The organism is Streptomyces pactum (assembly GCF_002005225.1).
Classification (GTDB): domain Bacteria; phylum Actinomycetota; class Actinomycetes; order Streptomycetales; family Streptomycetaceae; genus Streptomyces; species Streptomyces pactum_A.
Genome location: NZ_CP019724.1, coordinates 8192582 through 8209185 on the forward strand (window position 1 = coordinate 8192582; position 16604 = coordinate 8209185).

Here is a 16604-nt window from a genome sequence, read left to right on the forward strand (position 1 = left end):
GCCCTTGCCGCGCCTGTCACGGTTTGCCTCGTGTCCTGGAGGGCTGGAGGAGCTGGTCGACGGGTGCGTAGTCGTCGGTGAGCAGTTGGGCGTCGCCGATCCAGGCGGTGAGGTCGTCTCCAGTGGCGATCTTCCAGCCGGTTCGCCTGGCGTCCAGCCCTTCCTGGGCCGCGCGCAGGTCGACCGGCCGGTCGGAGGCGAGTACCACCAGATTGCCACCCTCGGCGGTGGCGGTCGTGTCGGGGCCGATGTCGCTCGGGTCCCCGACGAGGGCGACGTGCTCGAAGACCGCGCCGAGGGTGGCTGCTTCGGCACGTGCGAAGGCCAGAGCACCGTGATCGATGAGGTTGGCGATGTACAGGCCGTCCTCGTTGAGCACCCGCCGTACGTCAGTCATCGCCTCCATGGTGGTGAGGTGCCATGGCACGCTGACGCCGCCGAAGGCGTCGCCGATGACGAGGTCACGGCTGCCGGTGTCCAGACGCCGCAGGCCGAGCCTGCCGTCCTCGGCGCGTACGCGGACACCCGAAACCGACCTCAGACCGAGTCGGTCGCGGTCGACGCGCACGACGCCGTCGTCGATCTCGGACACCAGGCTGCGGGTCCCGGGCCGCGTGGCCGCAAGGTATCGGGGAAGGGTGAGCCCGCCGCCCCCCAGGTGGTGGGCGACGAGTGGCTCGCCTTCCGGGAAGGCGGCGTCGGTCACCGACGCGATGGCACGCACATACGTGAACTTCAGGAAGGTCGGGTCGTCGAGGTCGACGTAGGAGTGCCGCACGCCGTCCAGGACGAGCGTGCGGCCGCTCTCCCGCTCGGGGTCCGCGACGACCTGTGCGCAGTGGTACCTGGTCTCCGCGTCGCAGCCGCCGGGCGCGACCGTCGTGGCGAGGCCGCCGGCAACGACCACGAGCGTGAGGACCGGGGCGCTGCTCCACCCGCGCGTTCGCCACTCGACCAGCGCCGAGCCGATCACCAGCAGCGATCCGAGGCCGATCAGGATGCCGCTGACCGGCAAGCGCGACACGAGGACGAAGCCGGTGAGGACGGTGCCCGCGATGGCTCCGACGGTGCCGACGCCGGACAGCCGGCCGACGACCGTTCCGGTCTCGGCGAGGCTGGAGAGGCGCAACTTGGTCACCACCGGTGTCACCGCGGAGAGCAGCGCGCCCGGCACGAGGATGGTCAGCGACGCGATCAGCAGGAGCATCGCCGGGGCCCACTCCGCTGTCGTGCGCAGCACGGCGGGGGTGAGCGCCACGACCGCTCCCGAGATGCCGAGCGAGGGGCCTATGAGCCGACGGGGATCGACCTGGTCGGCGATGCGTCCGCCCAGCCAGGAGCCGAGGGCGATCGCGGTGAGGGCGATACCGATCACCATGGTGCTGGTCTCGAGGGTGAGGCCGAGGTAGGGAGCCAACAGCCGTAAAGAGACGATCTCGACCACCAGGACCGCGGCCGAGGACCCGAACACAAGCACGGCAGCGGCACGGGGACCCAGGCCGTGGTGAGGAGGCCTGCCCTCGGTGACAGGCGAGGAAGACAATCTGGTCACAGGGGACATCCTCGCACGCGTTCGCGTCCTTAGGAGCCGGGCGAGCCGCGGACGGGCCGCGCTGTGACCGGCGGAGCCGAGCGGCCGGACACGCGCGTCAACTACCGCGCGCTCACCACCCGGTACGTCCGCTGCCGGCGCCGGACACAGTGGTGTCCGGTTCTCGACCGTCCGCGTTAAATGCCTGGACTGAGAACCTCCCTTGCCGGGAAACTGCCGACTTCCGAACCTCCGGGAGCGTGATGGGGACGACAGACACGCGAGGGCCGACACCGGGCAGGAGCGCGGTCGTTCTGGCACTGCACCGCTACGGCCGGGAACTGCTGCGACTACGACGGCTGGCCCTGCCCGCGCTGCTGCTGCCTGCCGTGGGCAACATCGGCATCCGCTACGTCGCCCCCCTGCTGATCGCCAAACTTGCGGGGCAGGCCGCCGAAGACAGCGGTCTCACCCTCACCTCGGCCCTGCCGTATGTTCTGGGCTTCGGTGTGACGCTGCTGCTCGCCGAGGCCGTGTGGCGCGTCGGGCAGCACTGCCTGAACCGTGTGGACGCCCTCGGCATGGAACACCTGTACGTGAGCGGCATGGACGAACTCCTCGCCAAGGACGCGGCATTCTTCCACGACAACTTCGCCGGCTCCCTGACCAAGCGGGTGCTGAGCTTCGGCAAGCGCTTCGAGGACTTCGTCGACACGGTGACATACCGGATCGTGGGCAGTCTCGTCCCCCTGGTGTTCGGCGCCGTGGTGCTGTGGAGCTACGAGCCGATGCTCGTCGCCGGCCTTCTCGTGATGATCGCGCTGACCGTCTTGGCCGCGACACCTCTGATCCGCCGCCGGCAGAGGCTCGTCAACGACCGTGAGGCGGCGATCGCCCGGGTCTCCGGGCACGTCGCCGACAGCCTCATGAACATGGAGACCATCCGGGCGTTCGCGGCCGAGCGGAGGGAGGCCGACGAACACCGCGGCCGCGTCGCCGACTCCCGGCGTCTGACGCTGAGGTCGTGGGACTACGGCAATCTGCGCGTCGACACCTTGATCGCCCCCATGTCCGTGCTGACCAACGTGCTGGGGCTGTTGGTCGCCATCGCCTTCGGTGGTCCGGGCCAGGGAGTGGAGGAGGTCGTCGTCGCCTTCACCTACTACTCCAACGCGACCCAGATCATGTTCGAGTTCAACCAGATCTACCGGCGTCTGGAAAGCTCGATGACCGAGGCCGCGCAGTTCACGGAGCTGCTGCTGGATCCGCCCACCGTGCTGGACCCGACGGAACCCGAACCGCTCGCACCGCGGGACACCGGCATCCGCTTCGAGTCGGTGACCTTCTCCCACGCGGGTGCGAAACCGATCTTCCAGGCACTCGACCTGGACGTGCCCGCGGGCGCGCGCATCGGTCTGGTCGGCAGGTCGGGCGGCGGCAAGACCACACTCACCCGGCTCCTGCTGCGGATGTCGGACATCGACGACGGACGCATCCTGATCGGTGGTCAGGACATCAGCCGGCTGCGCCAGTGCGACCTGCGCTCCCTGATCGCCTACGTCCCGCAGGAACCCGCCATGTTCCACCGCAGCCTGCGGGACAACATCGCCTTCGCCCGGCCCAAAGCCACCGACGACGAGATCCACGCGGCGGCCGCGGCCGCGCACGTCACGGAGTTCGCCGGCCAACTCCCCGACGGCTTCGCGACCCTGGTGGGGGAGAGGGGAGTCAAACTCTCGGGCGGTCAGCGCCAGCGCGTCGCCCTCGCCAGGGCCATCCTGCGTGACGCGCCGATCCTGCTGCTCGACGAGGCGACCAGCGCACTGGACTCGGAGAGCGAACTCCTGGTCCAGGACGCCCTGTGGCGGCTGATGGACGGACGTACGGCCCTCGTGGTCGCACACCGTCTGAGCACCGTCGCCGGCATGGACCGTCTCGTCGTCCTCGACCGCGGAAGGGTCGTCGAGCAGGGTGCCCACAAGGAGCTGCTCGCGTCGAACGGCGCCTACGCCAAGCTGTGGCAGCACCAGTCGGGCGGCTTCCTCGGCGAGAGCACCGAGTCGGCCCTCGGGCGCCCGATGCCAGGAGTTGGTCCCGCTGGGCTGCCCGGACCGGCGGACCCGGTGCCGGACGGTTACCGCGGGACACCGCACACGCCCACGAGCACCGGACCCACGTGACCGATCCGGTCGGTGCGGCCCGTCGGCCGGACAGGGGGAGGGAGTCCCGGTCGCGGCCGCACGCGCGGCCTCCGTGATGCGGGCCGCGGCAGGACGCCCCGACCATGTGCCGGGCCGCAGGCGGTGCACACGTCGGATATGGCGAGGCCCGGCCACGGAGGGTGCGGCCGGGCCGGGGGGGAGCGGGGGCTGATCAGGCTTCGGGACAGAGTGTGTTGCGCAGGCCTGTGTTGAGGTGACGTGCGTCGTCATCGGTGAGCATGACACCGCCGTAGGAGAACAGTTCCAGTGCACTGTCGACCGTGTCGGAGACGCCGCCGTCCAGGTTCACACACTGGTAGCGCGCCTTTTCGATGGCCTTGTCCTCGTCCTGGACGAGCTTGGGGTTGACGTCCTTTATCGCCGCGAGGACGGCGGTTCGCTCGTCGCCGGTGGGCTCGGGCAGGACGACCTTGTCGGCCTCGGAGGTCTCTCTGCTGTCCGCGGTGTTCGAAGCCGCAGGTGCGCTGCTCGGAGCCGCAGCCGCGCTGCTCGAGGTCGCAGCCGCGGTGCTCGGGGCGGTGTCGGCCTTGCTGTCGGTGTCGTCGTCGCTGCTGCAGCCGACAAGGCTGACGGCGAGTACGGCGGTGACGGCTGCGGTGGTGATACGGATACGCATGATTCCCCCCTGGATGTTGTAAGTGCGAGTGACATCATGCGCGGGAGGAAACGCCGGGGGCCAGCGTGGTCACACGACCGTGACACGACAAAGCCCAGGCCGGGACATCGCCTTGGAAACACCGGCCACTTCGGCCGGAGGCAGGCCGCCACTTCCGCCGCCCGTCTTGCGATCCATCGGACCATCTTGCCGAAACCGCAAGATCGCGTGCCAGGTCGTGGAGTGCCTGGCGAGACTGAGCGCGTACCGGCACAACCACGCGGAGATCCTCCGCGAACGTGTCGACGACGAGACCGGCCGTTGAGCCACCTTCTCCAGGACGGGAACACATGATCACAGCACCACAGCCGTTGCCGCACCGCTTCCTCCGGTCCGCGCACATGGTGGCAACCGTCGTGCTCACCCTCCTGCTCGCGATCGCCACCGCGGCCTGCTCCACGCCCTCAGCAGGCGACGACGTTCCCGCCTACGCGGTCGCCACCCAGGACGATCCCCGGTTCGAGAACACCTTCCGACACGAGTTCGCCGACGTCGACGGCGTCCGGATGCACTATGTGACCGGGGGGAGCGGTACGCCGGTCGTGCTGATACACGGTTGGCCGCAGACCTGGTACGGCTGGTGGCCGATCATGCCCGAACTGGCCAAGCACCACACCGTCTACGCCGTTGACCTTCCCGGGCTGGGGGACAGCACCGGCACGCCGACCGGCTACGACAAAGCCACGCTGGCGCGGTACGTGCACACGCTGGTCGCCGACCGGCTCGGGGTGCGTGACGCCCGTGTCATCGGACACGATCTCGGCGCCGCGGTGGCATTCCAGTACGCCAGCCGATTCCCCGACGACACCGCACGCCTCGGCTACCTCGACCTGCCGCTGCCCGGGCCCGCGATCGACGCGCCCACCTACCGCTCACTGAGTTGGCACATCGCCTTTCACTCCCAGCGCCGGGTCCCCGAGGCGGTGGTGGGCGACGATGTCCGCGCGTACCTAACGCTGTTCTATCCCCAGGTCGCTTACGGCGGCACGGCGTTCGGTGGCACCTCCGCCAGGTCCCCCTTCACCGACGCCGAGATCAAGGAGTACGCACGCACCTACAGCCGGCCCAAGGTCCTGTCGGGCGGCTTCGAGCTCTACCGCGCCCTCGACGAAGACGTCCGCGACACCGTGGCAGCAGCACCGACACGTGTCCCGGTCCTGCTCATGACCGCCCAGGGACAGCTCGACGCGATCCGTGGCACAGTGGCCCCGCGCATGACCGACATCGTGCGGGCGGTGGACGTACCGAACGCCGGGCACTGGCTCGTCGAGGAGAACCCCCGGTTCGTCACCGCCGAGCTGTTGCGCTTCCTCGATGGATGACCGCGCCTGCGCCAGAGCCGGACCAGTGCGGTGGCTGGCCCGACAGGGTCGACGACGTGGAAGGGCCGATCACCCGGCCGCTGGAGTGTGCCCGGGCCTTCGACGGCGTGGAGGCCGTGTTCCTCGCCGGAGCCCATCCGTCGACGGTCGGGGACGCCCTCACCCTGACGCGAAACGCCGCCGCCCGTAAGAACGTGGTGTTGCCGTCCCACGGCCCCGAGTACGAAGAGGCGAATCCGCCCGAGACCTGGTTCCGGCTGGCACGACGGACTAGGGGCGGAGGGCGTCGACGATCGGCGCCGGGTCCGTCCCAGCGGGGCCGGTCTGTGAGCGGAAGGTGCGGCGGTAGGTGTCCGGCGGCACGCCGACCGTCCGGTGAAAGTGGCGGCGCAGCGTCGTGGCGGTGCCCATGCCGGTTGCCGCGGCGATCCTGTCGACGGTGTCGTCCGTTGTCTCCAGCAGCTCCTGCGCGTGACGGATGCGCTGCGTGAGCAGCCACTGCAGCGGAGTGGTGCCGGTCGCCGACCTGAAGTGACGGCCCAGGTTGCGCGAGCTCATCCGAGCCTGGCGGGCCAGGTCCTCGACGGTGAGCGGGTGGTCGAGCCGCTGCAGGACCCAGGGGAAGAGCCCGGCGAGCGGGTGGTTGTCCGGGGCGGGGACCGGGGTGGCCACGAACTGGGCCTGACCGCCGGCCCGGTGCGGTGGCACGACCAGGCGGCGGGCGAGCCTGTTGGCGACCGAGGCGCCGTGGTCGAGGCGAACGAGGTGGAGGCACAGATCCATGGCCGCGGCCTTGCCGGCGGAGGTGAGCACGCTGCCGTTGTCCACATAGAGGACGTCCGGGTCGACCGCCACCCGTGGGTGGCGCCTGGCCAGCTCCCCGGTGTGGGCCCAGTGCGTGGTCGCGCGCTTTCCGTCCAGCAGGCCGGCGGCGGCCAGCACGAAGGCACCCGTGCACAGGGAGGCCACGCGCGCGCCGGCGACGTGGGCTTCGCGTACCGCCTCGATCAGTTCGGCCGGCGGGTCCTGGTCGATGTCGGCCCAACCCGGGACGATCACGGTGTCGGCGCATGGAAGACGGTCGAGCCCGTGGTCGGGCTCCAGGCTGAAGCGGCCGACCCGCACGGCACTCGGGCCGCACACCGAGAGGCGGTACCAGGGGCGCGCCACGCCCGCCAGGCCGGTCCCGAACACCTCACACGCCAGGGAGAGCTCGAAGTGCAGCATGCCGTCGGTGGCGGCCAGCGCGACAGTGGTCATGTCCGGAATTGTATGGGCCGTGGCGTTCCGGACAGTGGAGGTGAGTGCCGCTTCTCGCGAGGATGTTCCTGTCAGAGCGCGGCGGGTCATTCGAGCACACGGGAGAACTCATGGGATCGGGCCAGACGGTGGCGGTGTTCGGCGCGTACGGGCACACCGGGCGGTTCGTGGTGGCCGAGCTGAGGGAACGCGGGTTCCTTCCGGTCCTCTCCGGCCGCGACGCCGAGAAGCTGAAGACGCTGGCGCACGAGACGGGGTTGGACGCCCGCCCCGCCTCGGTCGACGACCCGGCCTCGCTCGATCGTGCGCTGGCCGGAGCGGCGGCCGTGATCAACTGCGCTGGTCCCTTCGCCGTGACGGCCTCACCGGTGATCGAGGCGGCCCTGCGGGCAGGGGTCCCGTACCTGGACGTGGCGGCCGAGATCGAGGCCAACGTGGACACCTTCGCCCACTTCGCCGACCGGGCCCGGGACGCGGGGTGCTGATCGTCCCGGCGATGGCCTTCTTCGGCGGCTTCGGCGACCTGCTGGCCACTGCCGCCATGGGTGACTGGACGGTGGCCGACGAGGCGCACATCGCGTACGGACTGAGCAACTGGCACCCCACCGCGGGGACACGTGAGGCGGGCGCCGTCTCACGGCAGCGGCGCGACGGCCGGTACGTCCGCTACACCGGCGGGCGGTTGGAGTACACGGACGTCGCGACGGCGACCCAGGACTGGGCTTTCCCCGCCCCCGTGGGCCGACGCTCCGTGATCGCGGGATTCACGATGGCCGACGTGGTGACCATTCCGAGCCACCTGGCCATTCCCGAAGTGCGCACCTACATGACGGTTGAGGCGGCGCGGGACATCGCCGCACCGGACACACCGGCGCCGGCCGCGGTGGACGAGCAGGGGCGGTCCGCTCAGACCTTTCTCGTCGACGTCCTGGTGCGCGCGGATGGCGCCGAACGACGTGCCGTCGCCCGGGGGCAGGACACCTACGCCGTCACCGCCCCGCTGGTGGTGGAAGCGCTCGGCCGCGTGCTCGGCGGCCGGACCGATGCGGTCGGGGTCGTTTCCGCGGGCGCGCTCTTCGACGCGGCGGACTTCCTCGGTGCGTTGTCCCCTCACATCAGCCTGGAGCTGCGCCCGTAGGGGCAGGCGGCACACTCGCACTCCTGCGTCCACCGCACCCGGCCGACGGACACGCGGCCACCCGCCTGCTGCGCGAGGAACGCTGACCGCCGGCACGGCGACCGTGTCCGTTCGACGGCTTCTGCAAGAGCCCCGGCGAAACGCGCGTCAACTCGGGAATCCTCCGAGCGGCGGGTTGCTCTCCCGTCTAGGGTGCTGATCATGTTCAAGTCAGGGGTGGGGTTCCTCGCGTTGTTCGGGCTGGGGTGGTGGCTGCTGGCCACGAGTGCGTTCGACGGCGTGCTGCGGCTGGTCGAGGTCGTGATCGGCTGTGCCGTCGCGGTGGGGCTGATGCTTACCGCGCGCCGTCTTCTGCCCGCGTCGGCGGGAGGTCCGTTCCCGGGAGACCGGCGCCGGCGATTTCTTCTGATCAACGCTCTCCAGTGGCTGCTGATCGTGGTCATCGCGCAGGTGTGCGCGCGTACTGGTGCCCCCGTGCTCATTCCCCCGCTGGTCGCGCTGGTCGTCGGGCTGCACTTCCTCCCGCTCTCGGCGGTTTTCGAGCAGCCCCGGCTGCGGGTGCCGGCGGCACTGTTGTGCGCGGCCGGAGCGACGGGCACGGCGGTGTGGCTCGCGGGCGGCCCGGACCGGACGGTTCGCCTCGTGGTGGGCCTTGTCTCCGCGCTCTCCCTGTGGGGTACGGCGATCTGGACGGTGTCGAGGGCGGCGACCGCCGCTGGGCATGTCGTGAGGGAGTGAAGCCGCCCGGCGGCACCTGGTGCTCACCTCGCCGGCAGGGCACGGCGAGTATGCGTGGACGTGACCGATGACGCTCGGGCCATGGACTGCCTCGACGGTGCGCCGGGGCACCGGGAGGTGACAGGGCGAGGTCGTCGACGCCGCTGGCCGGATACGGTCCGTCGTCGACCTGTTCCCGGATGACTACCCCTGCGACGCCGAATCCGCGGGGGCTGCCGACAGCCTGGACTCCGTCGTGGAGGAGGTGGACAGCATCGCCGGGCGCGCGCCCCTGCGGGTCGTCGGCGGCGAACTGGACCATCCAGCACCGCGCGCCGACGCGGCGGACCTCGTCGTAGCCCCGGGGGAGCGGTCCCAACCGCTCCCGGTCCCCGGGCTGGCGCATCCGCTCGACGAAGAACCCGGCATCGAACCAGCGCCGCAGATGCCGCAGGCCCGCGAGGTGGGCGCCGCCTCGCCCGGTGGTTCCGAGGCCACCTCGCGCAGGCGGACCGAGCCGCACTGTCGGCCGGCGTGGTCGGGCGACAACATGCCGGCGGCCGAGTGGGATCCGGCCGGCCGCCGCCGACTCCCGCGCGGGGCGCCCGGGCGGGCGTGCGGGGGCGACCCCGACTCGGGCCGTGTCGCAGGTGCAGGCCGGCCCTACCGAGTGCTGTCGGTATCCACCAGGCGGGACGACCCGGCATTCGGCTTCATCCGGTCGGTCTCGTCCTGTACGAGCAGCGACAGCAGGGCGGCCACGGACAGGCCCGCTTCCGCCGGATGACGCAGCACCTTGTCCGGCTCGATGCGGTACCTGTTGCTGCGCCCGTCCCGGGTGTGGGAGAGGTAACCCTCCTGTTCGAGATCAGAAATGATCCGTTGGACGGCGCGCTCCGTAAGCCGACAGTGGGCAGCGATGTCGCGGATCCGGACGTTCGGGTTGTCGGCGATGGCCGCCAGCACGCGCGCGTGGTTGGTGACGAACGTCCATCCGGTATGTGATTCAGGCACTCCAACCATGCACAGCATTCTAGGGACCGGCGTTGCCGGACCGCGAATACATGACATACTTTTCGCGTAACAGGCTGACGTGATCCCGAGGGAAGGTCACAGGAGGGACGCGATGGTGTCTTCGGGCAGGGCTGGCACACCACGGCACGTGAACGACGCCGGTGGGAGCGGAGAGCGGTCGACCGAACGGGACGAGGCGCGCGTTGTGGACGGGGTTACGGTGGCGCAGTACGAGGGGCGCGGCGTCCGGGTCGTCGTCGCGCGCGGGTCGTACGACATGCACTCGATCACGTCTCTCGCAGACGCGCTGGACACCGCGACCAGGGAGCACCGGAAGGTGGTCCTGGACGCGTCCGGCATCACCTTCGCGGACTCGACGCTGCTGAATCTGCTGATTCTCACCCACCAAGCGACCGACCTGCGGGTGGCCGCGCCCACGCAACAGTTGCGGCGCGTCCTGGAGCTCACCGGAGTCGACGCCGTTCTGACGGTACGGGCGACGGTGGAGGAGGCCGCTGCGTGCTAGAAGGCTCATGAAGATCTTGGGTTGTGGCCCTGCCGCGTGAGCGGCAGGGCCGGACTCGTTGTGTGGCGATGGGGGAATGGGCCGGCGAGACCGTCGGGCCGGATGTGTGGGGGACGTGCCGGGGTCTGATTCCGGCCGGGAGTGTGTTCGCGTTCCTGGCCGAGCATCGGGGCCGGCTGTTTCCGGCTGAGATGTTCGAGGACATGTATCCCTCGGTGAACGGACGGCCGAGTGTGCCGCCGCAGATCCGGCCTCAGCAACGCCGGCTTCCTCTGGGCCTTCGCCGTCCTTACCGCCTAACCCGGATTCAACGCTCACTACCGACACCGACGCGACCACGGAGACTGGCACGCCGCCGCACGACGGCACTTGCCGAACCGCTTCCTCGGTCAGCTCCGTCACTGCCTCGAGACCCGGCAGTTCTTCGACGAGCAACGTGCCCTCGCGCCGATGGCTCCGTCTCCGGAAGCGTCGAGCGCTCAGACGCAGTCAGGGCCACTGTCGGCTTGCCGCTCACCCGCCTGCCCTGTCCGCTCCGGTTGCCCTGCTCAACTGGGTGGCGAGACGGACGGCGGTCTTCTCCCCGGCTCGCTGCCTGATCAGACCCTCTTTGGCGGCTGCACGAAGCCAGACCTCCGAGCTGGCCTCATCGGCCTTCAGCACTCGCGCGGTCACTACTACGGGATTCAGACCGCCGGCACCGCCGCTGGCGACGATGCGGATAGTCTCGTCCTCACCAAGGCGAACTGGCACGGTCTCAATAACGTGGCCCGACCTCCCGAGCACATCGGAGACGCGCTTCACCGCATCGTCGAAAGGCAGGGGGACAAGCAGATCGACCTCATGGACGTTCTTCCTCATCAGCTTGGCCACCACCCGGACCAAGCGACCACTACCCCCACTCATTGGGCCGAGAGCGGCGAGCTCCTCAGTCAAGATCTCGTCTTCGCTCTGATCGACGACCCCACCCTCACCGACAGACCGCTCCTACCGGGCCACCACATGCTGTTCCGCCCGGCAGACCATGGTGACGTATGCCGATCGTTGAAGCACGCCCCGGCTTGCCGTCACCCCGACCAGGAGACGACTCGACTCGTTAACCCTCTGAGATGTCTTTGAGGGCCCTGACGCGCGAGCCGTCGATCGCAGCATCGTCCATCGCCAGCAAGCCCTCTTTACGCAGTTCCGCCAGGAGAACCTCGTGCAGGCGCGGCAACCGCCCCGGATACCGGTGCCGCCGACACCCACCAGCTCCTGTCGACGTGACGCCCGGCCACCGAGCCACCACAACAAATCTCATTCTGAAACGATCAGTTGAAGAGCGTTTCGTCCTGGCGAGGTTGTTTGGTGGCGCTTGTGCGAGTGGGTGGATCTGTGGCCGTTGAGGCCAAAGTGGCAAATGCGGTCTGTGGGACAGGAAGCTCCACTACTCTTGCCCGTTTGAGTCGAGTCGCTCCCGTCTGATCCCAAACATGACGCGACAGCGCCCCTACTCCAGCGATCTGTCCGATGCCCGCTGGGAGTTGATCGGCCCCACGCTCACCGCCTGGCGGGCCGAGCGCAGAGGCAAGAGCCTGGACATCGGCCGCCCGCCCGGGCATGACCTGCGCCGCATCATGGACGCCATCTTGTACGTCGACCGCACCGGGATCCCCTGGCGGTACCTGCCGCATGGCTTCGCGCCGTGGGCGACGGTGTACGGCTACTTCGCCACCTGGCAGAAGGAGGGTGTCTTCGATCAGCTCAACGGCCTGCTGCGGCGCCTGGTACGTGAGGCCGAAGGCCGGAATGCCGAGCCGAGCGCCTGCGTGCTGGACGCAGAGAGCATCAAGACATCCGCCAACGTGCCGGCTACCAGCCAGGGCATCGACGCGGGTAACGACCTGGGGAGCAATCGGGCTCGAGGTCGTGGCGGCCGTGCTGGACGACGAGCCTCCTGAGCCCTACTGCTTCGATGCCGCCCGAATCAGCCGCAGCTGCCCGATCTCAGCGACGTTCTTCATCAGCTCGGCGTTCAGCCAGGCGAGCATGTGTCCGATGGTGTTGTCCGGCGGAGTCTGCCACGGCAGTGTGGAGGCGGCATCCAGATCGGCGTCGGTGAGTTTGTCGAGGACCGCCAGCCACTGGGTACGCAGATCCTGGAGCCAGGCGACGGCCGCCGGTCCGTTGCCTGGCCATGTGATGTCGGTACGCTCCCGGGGAGTACGTCCTTGTGCGTGATCGACGGCAGTGCTCCACCACCAGCCGATGTGCCAGCTCACCCAGCCGATGGTGGGAACGGGAACGGGGTCAGGCTCGGTATCGGCCCAGTCCGGCAGCCAGGGTCGGCGGTGTCCGGGCGCACTGTCCACGACATATCAGTGGGCTCCCACAGGAAGTCATCGGGCGCGAGCCGCTCCAGGTGGTACTCGAACAGTGCCCAGCTCATGTTGAACTGCCAGCGCAGCAGCTCGCAGCGAGGGTTGCTCATCGTTCGATCCTCGCATGCAATCTGAAGGGCAGCCATCACGTTTTCTGGTGCGGGGTCCCACGGTTCAGCTCGCAGCAGGCATCGCGTGAGACGAATTCACGTGAGCGTCCTGGAGAATGCGAGCGGGGCAAGTCGGGTCGTGACAAGGGAAGGGTCGTACGGGTTAGGTGAGTTGTGAAGCCGACCTGGGCCCGTACGACCTGTTCCCATCCTGCTCTGTCCGGGCTCTCCCGCGCACACCTCGGCGACTTGCTCGAAGAACTCATGCCCAAGTGGACGGCGGCCCGCGAGGCCGCTTTGCACCAGCGGCGCGGGGGTGTCCGGTGCCGGGAGGCTGGGGCGGGCCGCAAGCAGATGTTGGTCTTTGCCGACCGGCTGCTGGCCACCCTCGTCCACCTGAGGCTCGGGTTTCCGGGGTGAGGTGAACGCTTCGGCGAACTGGCGATCCTCTTCGTCGATGGCACGACACCACCGGCGACGCACGGCCGTTCCTGCCCGCCGCGCCGGAAAGACGCGGCCGTGCCCGCGTGACGATTCCGCGGCTCGACGAACAGTCGGGGTATGCAGTCATGTGACTGCATCGGTGCCCCGGACGACGGCTGCGCTCTGAGTGCTCTGAGCCGGTTCGATGCCGCTGTGGGCGCTGCCGCCGTAGCCCCACGCTAGTGTCTGGGGTATCTCGATTCCTTGGAGCATCCGTGCAAAACGATGGAAGGGCTCGTGGGGACCAGCGCTCGACGCGCAATTCCGGTCCGGCGGTGGTGGGCCGAGAAACCGAGACCGCAGAGATCATCCGGCGTGTGGGCGCTGACCGGTCCCACAGCGACGTGTTGATCGTCACGGGTGAACCCGGTGCCGGAAAGAGCACGCTGTTCGACCTCGCGGCCGATCGTGCACGGGGCGCGGGTTGCCGAGTGCTGCGGGCGGTGGGGAGCGGATCCGAGGCGCACCTCGGATTCGCCGGTCTTCATCAGTTGTTGCGCCCGGTACTCGCTGAAGCGGAGGAACTGCCGTCGCGGCAGCGCTCCGCGCTCCGAGCCGTCCTGGGGCTCGAAGAGTGTGCGGAGACTCCCGACACGATGCTCGTCGGTCTGGCGGTCCTGACCTTGTTGTCGGACCTGGCGGAAACCGCACCGCTGCTGGTGGTAGTCGACGACGCCCAGTGGATCGACCGCGGATCACTGGACGTTCTCTCCTTCGTGGCGCGACGCATGGACAGCGAGCCTGTCACGCTGCTGGTCGGAGTCCGCACCGCGGCCGCCCTGCCCGGCTTCGACAAGGGATACGAGCGCCTCCAGCTCGGCCCGCTGGACACCGAGGCGGCCAACCTGCTGCTGGACCAGCAGCCCACGCCGCCCACCGGCCGAGCCCGGGTGCGGATCCTGGAGGAAGCGGCCGGCAACCCGCTGGCCCTGGTGGAACTCGCCCACGCCACCGCGATCCGGCACCCTGAAGGCAGTGGCGTGGAGGGTCCGCTGCCGGTCACCGACCGACTGGAGCGGATCTTCGCGGGGCACGCGGCGGATCTGCCGGAACCGACCCGCCGCATCCTGCTGCTGCTCGCGGCGGCCGACGCAGCGGACGCTCCGGCGGCGGCCGTGGGACTTCCCGAGGCGGACGACGAGGCATGGGTACCCGCGGACCGGGCCGGTCTCGTGCGGCAGGACGGATCCCGGATCTCCTTCCGCCACCCGCTCGTCCGCTCCGCCGTCTACCATGCCGCGTCGTTCGGGGAACGCCGCCGGGCCCACCTCGCTCTCGCGGAGTTGCTGGGCGAGGAGCCCGACCGCCGCGCCTGGCACCTCGCCGCCGCGACCGTACGTCCCGACCAGGACGTGTCGGCCGCACTGCAGCAGACGGCCGACCGGGCCCGGCGCCGGGGTGGCTTCGCGGCCGCGGCCGCGGCCCAGGAGCGCGCCGCGGAACTCAGCCCGCGCCGCGAGGACCGGGCGCGTCTTCTGACCGAAGCCGCCGCGACCGCCGTCTTCACCGGTCAACTCGGCTGGGTGGAACACCTGGCCGCCGCAGTCCGCGAGTGCACCGACGACCAGGCACTGCTGGGCAAAGCCGCGCTGGCCACCGGACAGCTCATGTCCCTGGGCTCCCATCACACAGCAGCCTTCGCCCTGCTCACGCGTGTTGCCGACGAGGCGGCGGACGCCCGGTCGCCCCTCGTTCTCGACGCGCTGGCCGCGGCGGCGGTGGTCCGTTACTACTCGGGCGAGGAGTCCCAACAGCGACAGATCCAGAGCCTGCTCTCCCGCATGCCCGACGATGCCGCCGGAGCGGCGCTGCGCGCCTGGGTACTGGCCGTCTCCGACCCCAGCAGCGCAGGAGCCTTCCTCACACCGGCCCTGCCCGGGCTCATCGCCGAGGCCAAGGGCGACGCGAGTCGCCTGACCGCGCTGGCCATCGTCGCCTGGCTGCTCGACCAGACCACCCTCGCCGCCAGGACCTTCGACGAGGCGTTCGACCAGTGGCAGGCCCGTGGACGGCTCCCGGACGGACTGGGATGCGCGGCCGGCTGGACCCGCCTGGAGCAGGGCCGATGGGCCGAGGCCCGCTCGGTGGCGACTGACATCGCGGCCATGGCATCGTCGGCCGGACTCGACCACGCCGAGGCGTGTGCTCACGCACTCGATGCCACGGTGGTCGGTCTGCTGGGCGACCCGGCCACCGCACGCCGGCTCGTCGAACGAGCCCTGGCTCTCGTCGATCCACTGGAGAGCCGCTCCGTCGCGGTCTTCGCGCGTCGGGCCCTGGGGATGGCGGCCGTGGCCGAGGGCGACTACGACACCGCGTACACGCAGTTCCGCTCCGCGTTCACCGACGACGGCGATCCGGTCCACTACCACGTCTCCTACACCCTCCTGGCCGAACTGGCGGCGGCGGCCGTCCGCCGAGGACGACAGGAGCACGCCGCAGAGCTACTGGAACGGTCGGCGCGGCGCCTCGGTACAGGCATGTCGGCACGGGTGAGGACACTGATCGACCGGGGCCGCGCCCTGCTGGCGGAACCCGAGCACGCGGAGCCGTTCTTCCGCACAGCGCTCAAGGAACCCGCAGGTGAGCAGTGGCCGTTCGAACGGGCGCAGACACAGCTCGACTATGGGGAATGGCTCCGGCGGCAGCGCCGTATCGCCGAGGCCCGTCCGCTGCTGAGCGCCGCCCTCGAAACCTTCCAGCGGCTGGGCGCGCGGCCATGGGTCGAGCGGGCACAGGCAGAACTACGCGCCGCCGGCATCGAGGCCGGCGACGTCGTACCCACTGCCTTCGCCGAACTCAGCCCCCAGCAGCGGCAGATCGTCCGGCTGGCTGCCCGTGGCCTGACGAATCGTGAGATCGGGGAGAAGCTGTTCCTCTCACCGCGTACGGTCGGTTCGCACCTCTACCGGGTGTTCCCCAAGCTCGGCATCACCGCCCGCTCACAGCTCCGCGACGTGGTCGAAGGCATCCTGTCGGGAACCGGCGTCCAGGGCTGAGTGAGGTTTCCCCTCAGTAGTGGACACTCGATGCTTACGCTGCGACGGCGTGTGCTTGCTCGTGTCGCTGCCGGGTCTGCAGCGGGGCGAGGTAGCCCCAGACTGGATGCCTCCGCAACCGCTTGCGGTGAAGGAAGGTCTCGATGAAGGTGAAGATCTCAGCGCGAGCCGTGGTCCGGTCGGGCCCGCGGCGGGTGCCGATCTCGGCTTTGAGCAGCCCGAAGAAGCTCCCCTCGGCGAGGCGAGCGCCTCGCCGGGATGCTCCCG

General features: G+C 69.7%; 10 protein-coding genes and 6 pseudogenes. 9 read left to right on the forward strand and 7 right to left on the reverse strand.

Annotation, left to right across the window (positions count from 1 at the left end):
- Window positions 1–16: 16 nt before the first annotated feature.
- Window positions 17–1552 (reverse strand): fused MFS/spermidine synthase, encoded by a 1536-nt coding sequence (locus B1H29_RS35540; RefSeq protein ID WP_055420069.1) that lies wholly within the window; start codon window positions 1550–1552, stop codon window positions 17–19.
- 242 nt (window positions 1553–1794) lie between these two features.
- Between B1H29_RS35540 and B1H29_RS35545 the strand changes: the two genes are divergently transcribed.
- The gene (locus B1H29_RS35545) at window positions 1795–3711 is read left to right on the forward strand and encodes an ABC transporter ATP-binding protein (RefSeq protein ID WP_055420068.1); all 1917 of its coding nucleotides are present in this window, start codon (window positions 1795–1797) and stop codon (window positions 3709–3711) included.
- Window positions 3712–3904: 193 nt separating this feature from the next.
- On the opposite strand, the gene B1H29_RS35550 is transcribed toward B1H29_RS35545, so the two are convergent.
- The gene (locus B1H29_RS35550; protein WP_055420067.1) at window positions 3905–4369 is read right to left on the reverse strand and encodes a hypothetical protein; all 465 of its coding nucleotides are present in this window, start codon (window positions 4367–4369) and stop codon (window positions 3905–3907) included.
- A gap of 329 nt (window positions 4370–4698) precedes the next feature.
- Here B1H29_RS35550 and B1H29_RS35555 point away from each other — a divergent pair, with 329 nt between their 5' ends.
- Window positions 4699–5730 carry an alpha/beta fold hydrolase gene (locus B1H29_RS35555; protein WP_055420066.1) on the forward strand — a complete coding sequence of 344 codons (1032 nt, stop codon included), beginning with the start codon at window positions 4699–4701 and terminating at the stop codon, window positions 5728–5730.
- A 270-nt stretch (window positions 5731–6000) separates the two neighbouring features.
- Here the strand turns inward: B1H29_RS35555 and B1H29_RS35560 are convergent, their stop codons facing one another.
- Window positions 6001–6990: a helix-turn-helix domain-containing protein gene (locus tag B1H29_RS35560; protein WP_055420065.1), complete on the reverse strand. Its 990-nt coding sequence runs from the start codon at window positions 6988–6990 to the stop codon at window positions 6001–6003.
- Between the two features lie 110 nt (window positions 6991–7100).
- Here B1H29_RS35560 and B1H29_RS35565 point away from each other — a divergent pair.
- Both B1H29_RS35565 and B1H29_RS35570 read left to right on the forward strand, forming a co-directional pair.
- Window positions 7101–8128 (forward strand): annotated as a pseudogene (locus tag B1H29_RS35565) (saccharopine dehydrogenase family protein).
- A gap of 201 nt (window positions 8129–8329) precedes the next feature.
- Complete coding sequence (locus B1H29_RS35570; RefSeq protein WP_055420854.1) at window positions 8330–8866, forward strand: hypothetical protein; 537 nt, start codon at window positions 8330–8332, stop codon at window positions 8864–8866.
- A 642-nt stretch (window positions 8867–9508) separates the two neighbouring features.
- Here the strand turns inward: B1H29_RS35570 and B1H29_RS35580 are convergent.
- Entirely contained in the window at window positions 9509–9868 is a 360-nt protein-coding gene (locus B1H29_RS35580; protein WP_055420853.1) for a helix-turn-helix transcriptional regulator, read from the reverse strand.
- A gap of 196 nt (window positions 9869–10064) precedes the next feature.
- On the opposite strand from B1H29_RS35580, the gene B1H29_RS35585 reads away from it, so the two are divergent.
- The 3 genes and pseudogenes from B1H29_RS35585 to B1H29_RS38705 all read left to right on the forward strand — a co-directional run.
- Window positions 10065–10385 (forward strand): STAS domain-containing protein, encoded by a 321-nt coding sequence (locus B1H29_RS35585; RefSeq protein ID WP_055420852.1) that lies wholly within the window; start codon window positions 10065–10067, stop codon window positions 10383–10385.
- 68 nt (window positions 10386–10453) lie between these two features.
- Window positions 10454–10633: pseudogene (locus tag B1H29_RS39690) on the forward strand (hypothetical protein); the annotation flags it as partial.
- A 4-nt stretch (window positions 10634–10637) separates the two neighbouring features.
- Window positions 10638–10838 (forward strand): annotated as a pseudogene (locus B1H29_RS38705) (IS110 family transposase); the annotation flags it as partial.
- A 60-nt stretch (window positions 10839–10898) separates the two neighbouring features.
- On the opposite strand, the gene B1H29_RS35595 reads toward B1H29_RS38705, so the two are convergent.
- Complete coding sequence (locus tag B1H29_RS35595) at window positions 10899–11258, reverse strand: hypothetical protein (protein WP_234393109.1); 360 nt, start codon at window positions 11256–11258, stop codon at window positions 10899–10901.
- A gap of 241 nt (window positions 11259–11499) precedes the next feature.
- Window positions 11500–11607 (reverse strand): annotated as a pseudogene (locus tag B1H29_RS39695) (IS5/IS1182 family transposase); the annotation flags it as partial.
- 250 nt (window positions 11608–11857) lie between these two features.
- On the opposite strand from B1H29_RS39695, the pseudogene B1H29_RS35600 reads away from it, so the two are divergent.
- Window positions 11858–12271, forward strand: a pseudogene (locus tag B1H29_RS35600) (transposase); the annotation flags it as partial.
- A 57-nt stretch (window positions 12272–12328) separates the two neighbouring features.
- Here the strand turns inward: B1H29_RS35600 and B1H29_RS35605 are convergent.
- Window positions 12329–12855: pseudogene (locus B1H29_RS35605) on the reverse strand (DinB family protein).
- Window positions 12856–13553: 698 nt separating this feature from the next.
- Here B1H29_RS35605 and B1H29_RS35610 point away from each other — a divergent pair.
- Window positions 13554–16337 (forward strand): helix-turn-helix transcriptional regulator, encoded by a 2784-nt coding sequence (locus tag B1H29_RS35610; RefSeq protein WP_055420063.1) that lies wholly within the window; start codon window positions 13554–13556, stop codon window positions 16335–16337.
- The last annotated feature ends 267 nt before the right edge of the window (window positions 16338–16604 follow it).

What these genes read in the sequence shown, in the direction of transcription:
- B1H29_RS35545 (WP_055420068.1), top strand. Translation starts at nt 1,795, where the DNA reads ATGGGGACGACAGACACGCGAGGGCCGACACCGGGCAGGAGCGCGGTC.
- B1H29_RS35550 (WP_055420067.1), bottom strand. Translation starts at nt 4,369, where the DNA reads ATGCGTATCCGTATCACCACCGCAGCCGTCACCGCCGTACTCGCCGTC.
- B1H29_RS35555 (WP_055420066.1), top strand. Translation starts at nt 4,699, where the DNA reads ATGATCACAGCACCACAGCCGTTGCCGCACCGCTTCCTCCGGTCCGCG.
- B1H29_RS35560 (WP_055420065.1), bottom strand. Translation starts at nt 6,990, where the DNA reads ATGACCACTGTCGCGCTGGCCGCCACCGACGGCATGCTGCACTTCGAG.
- B1H29_RS35570 (WP_055420854.1), top strand. Translation starts at nt 8,330, where the DNA reads ATGTTCAAGTCAGGGGTGGGGTTCCTCGCGTTGTTCGGGCTGGGGTGG.
- B1H29_RS35580 (WP_055420853.1), bottom strand. Translation starts at nt 9,868, where the DNA reads ATGGTTGGAGTGCCTGAATCACATACCGGATGGACGTTCGTCACCAAC.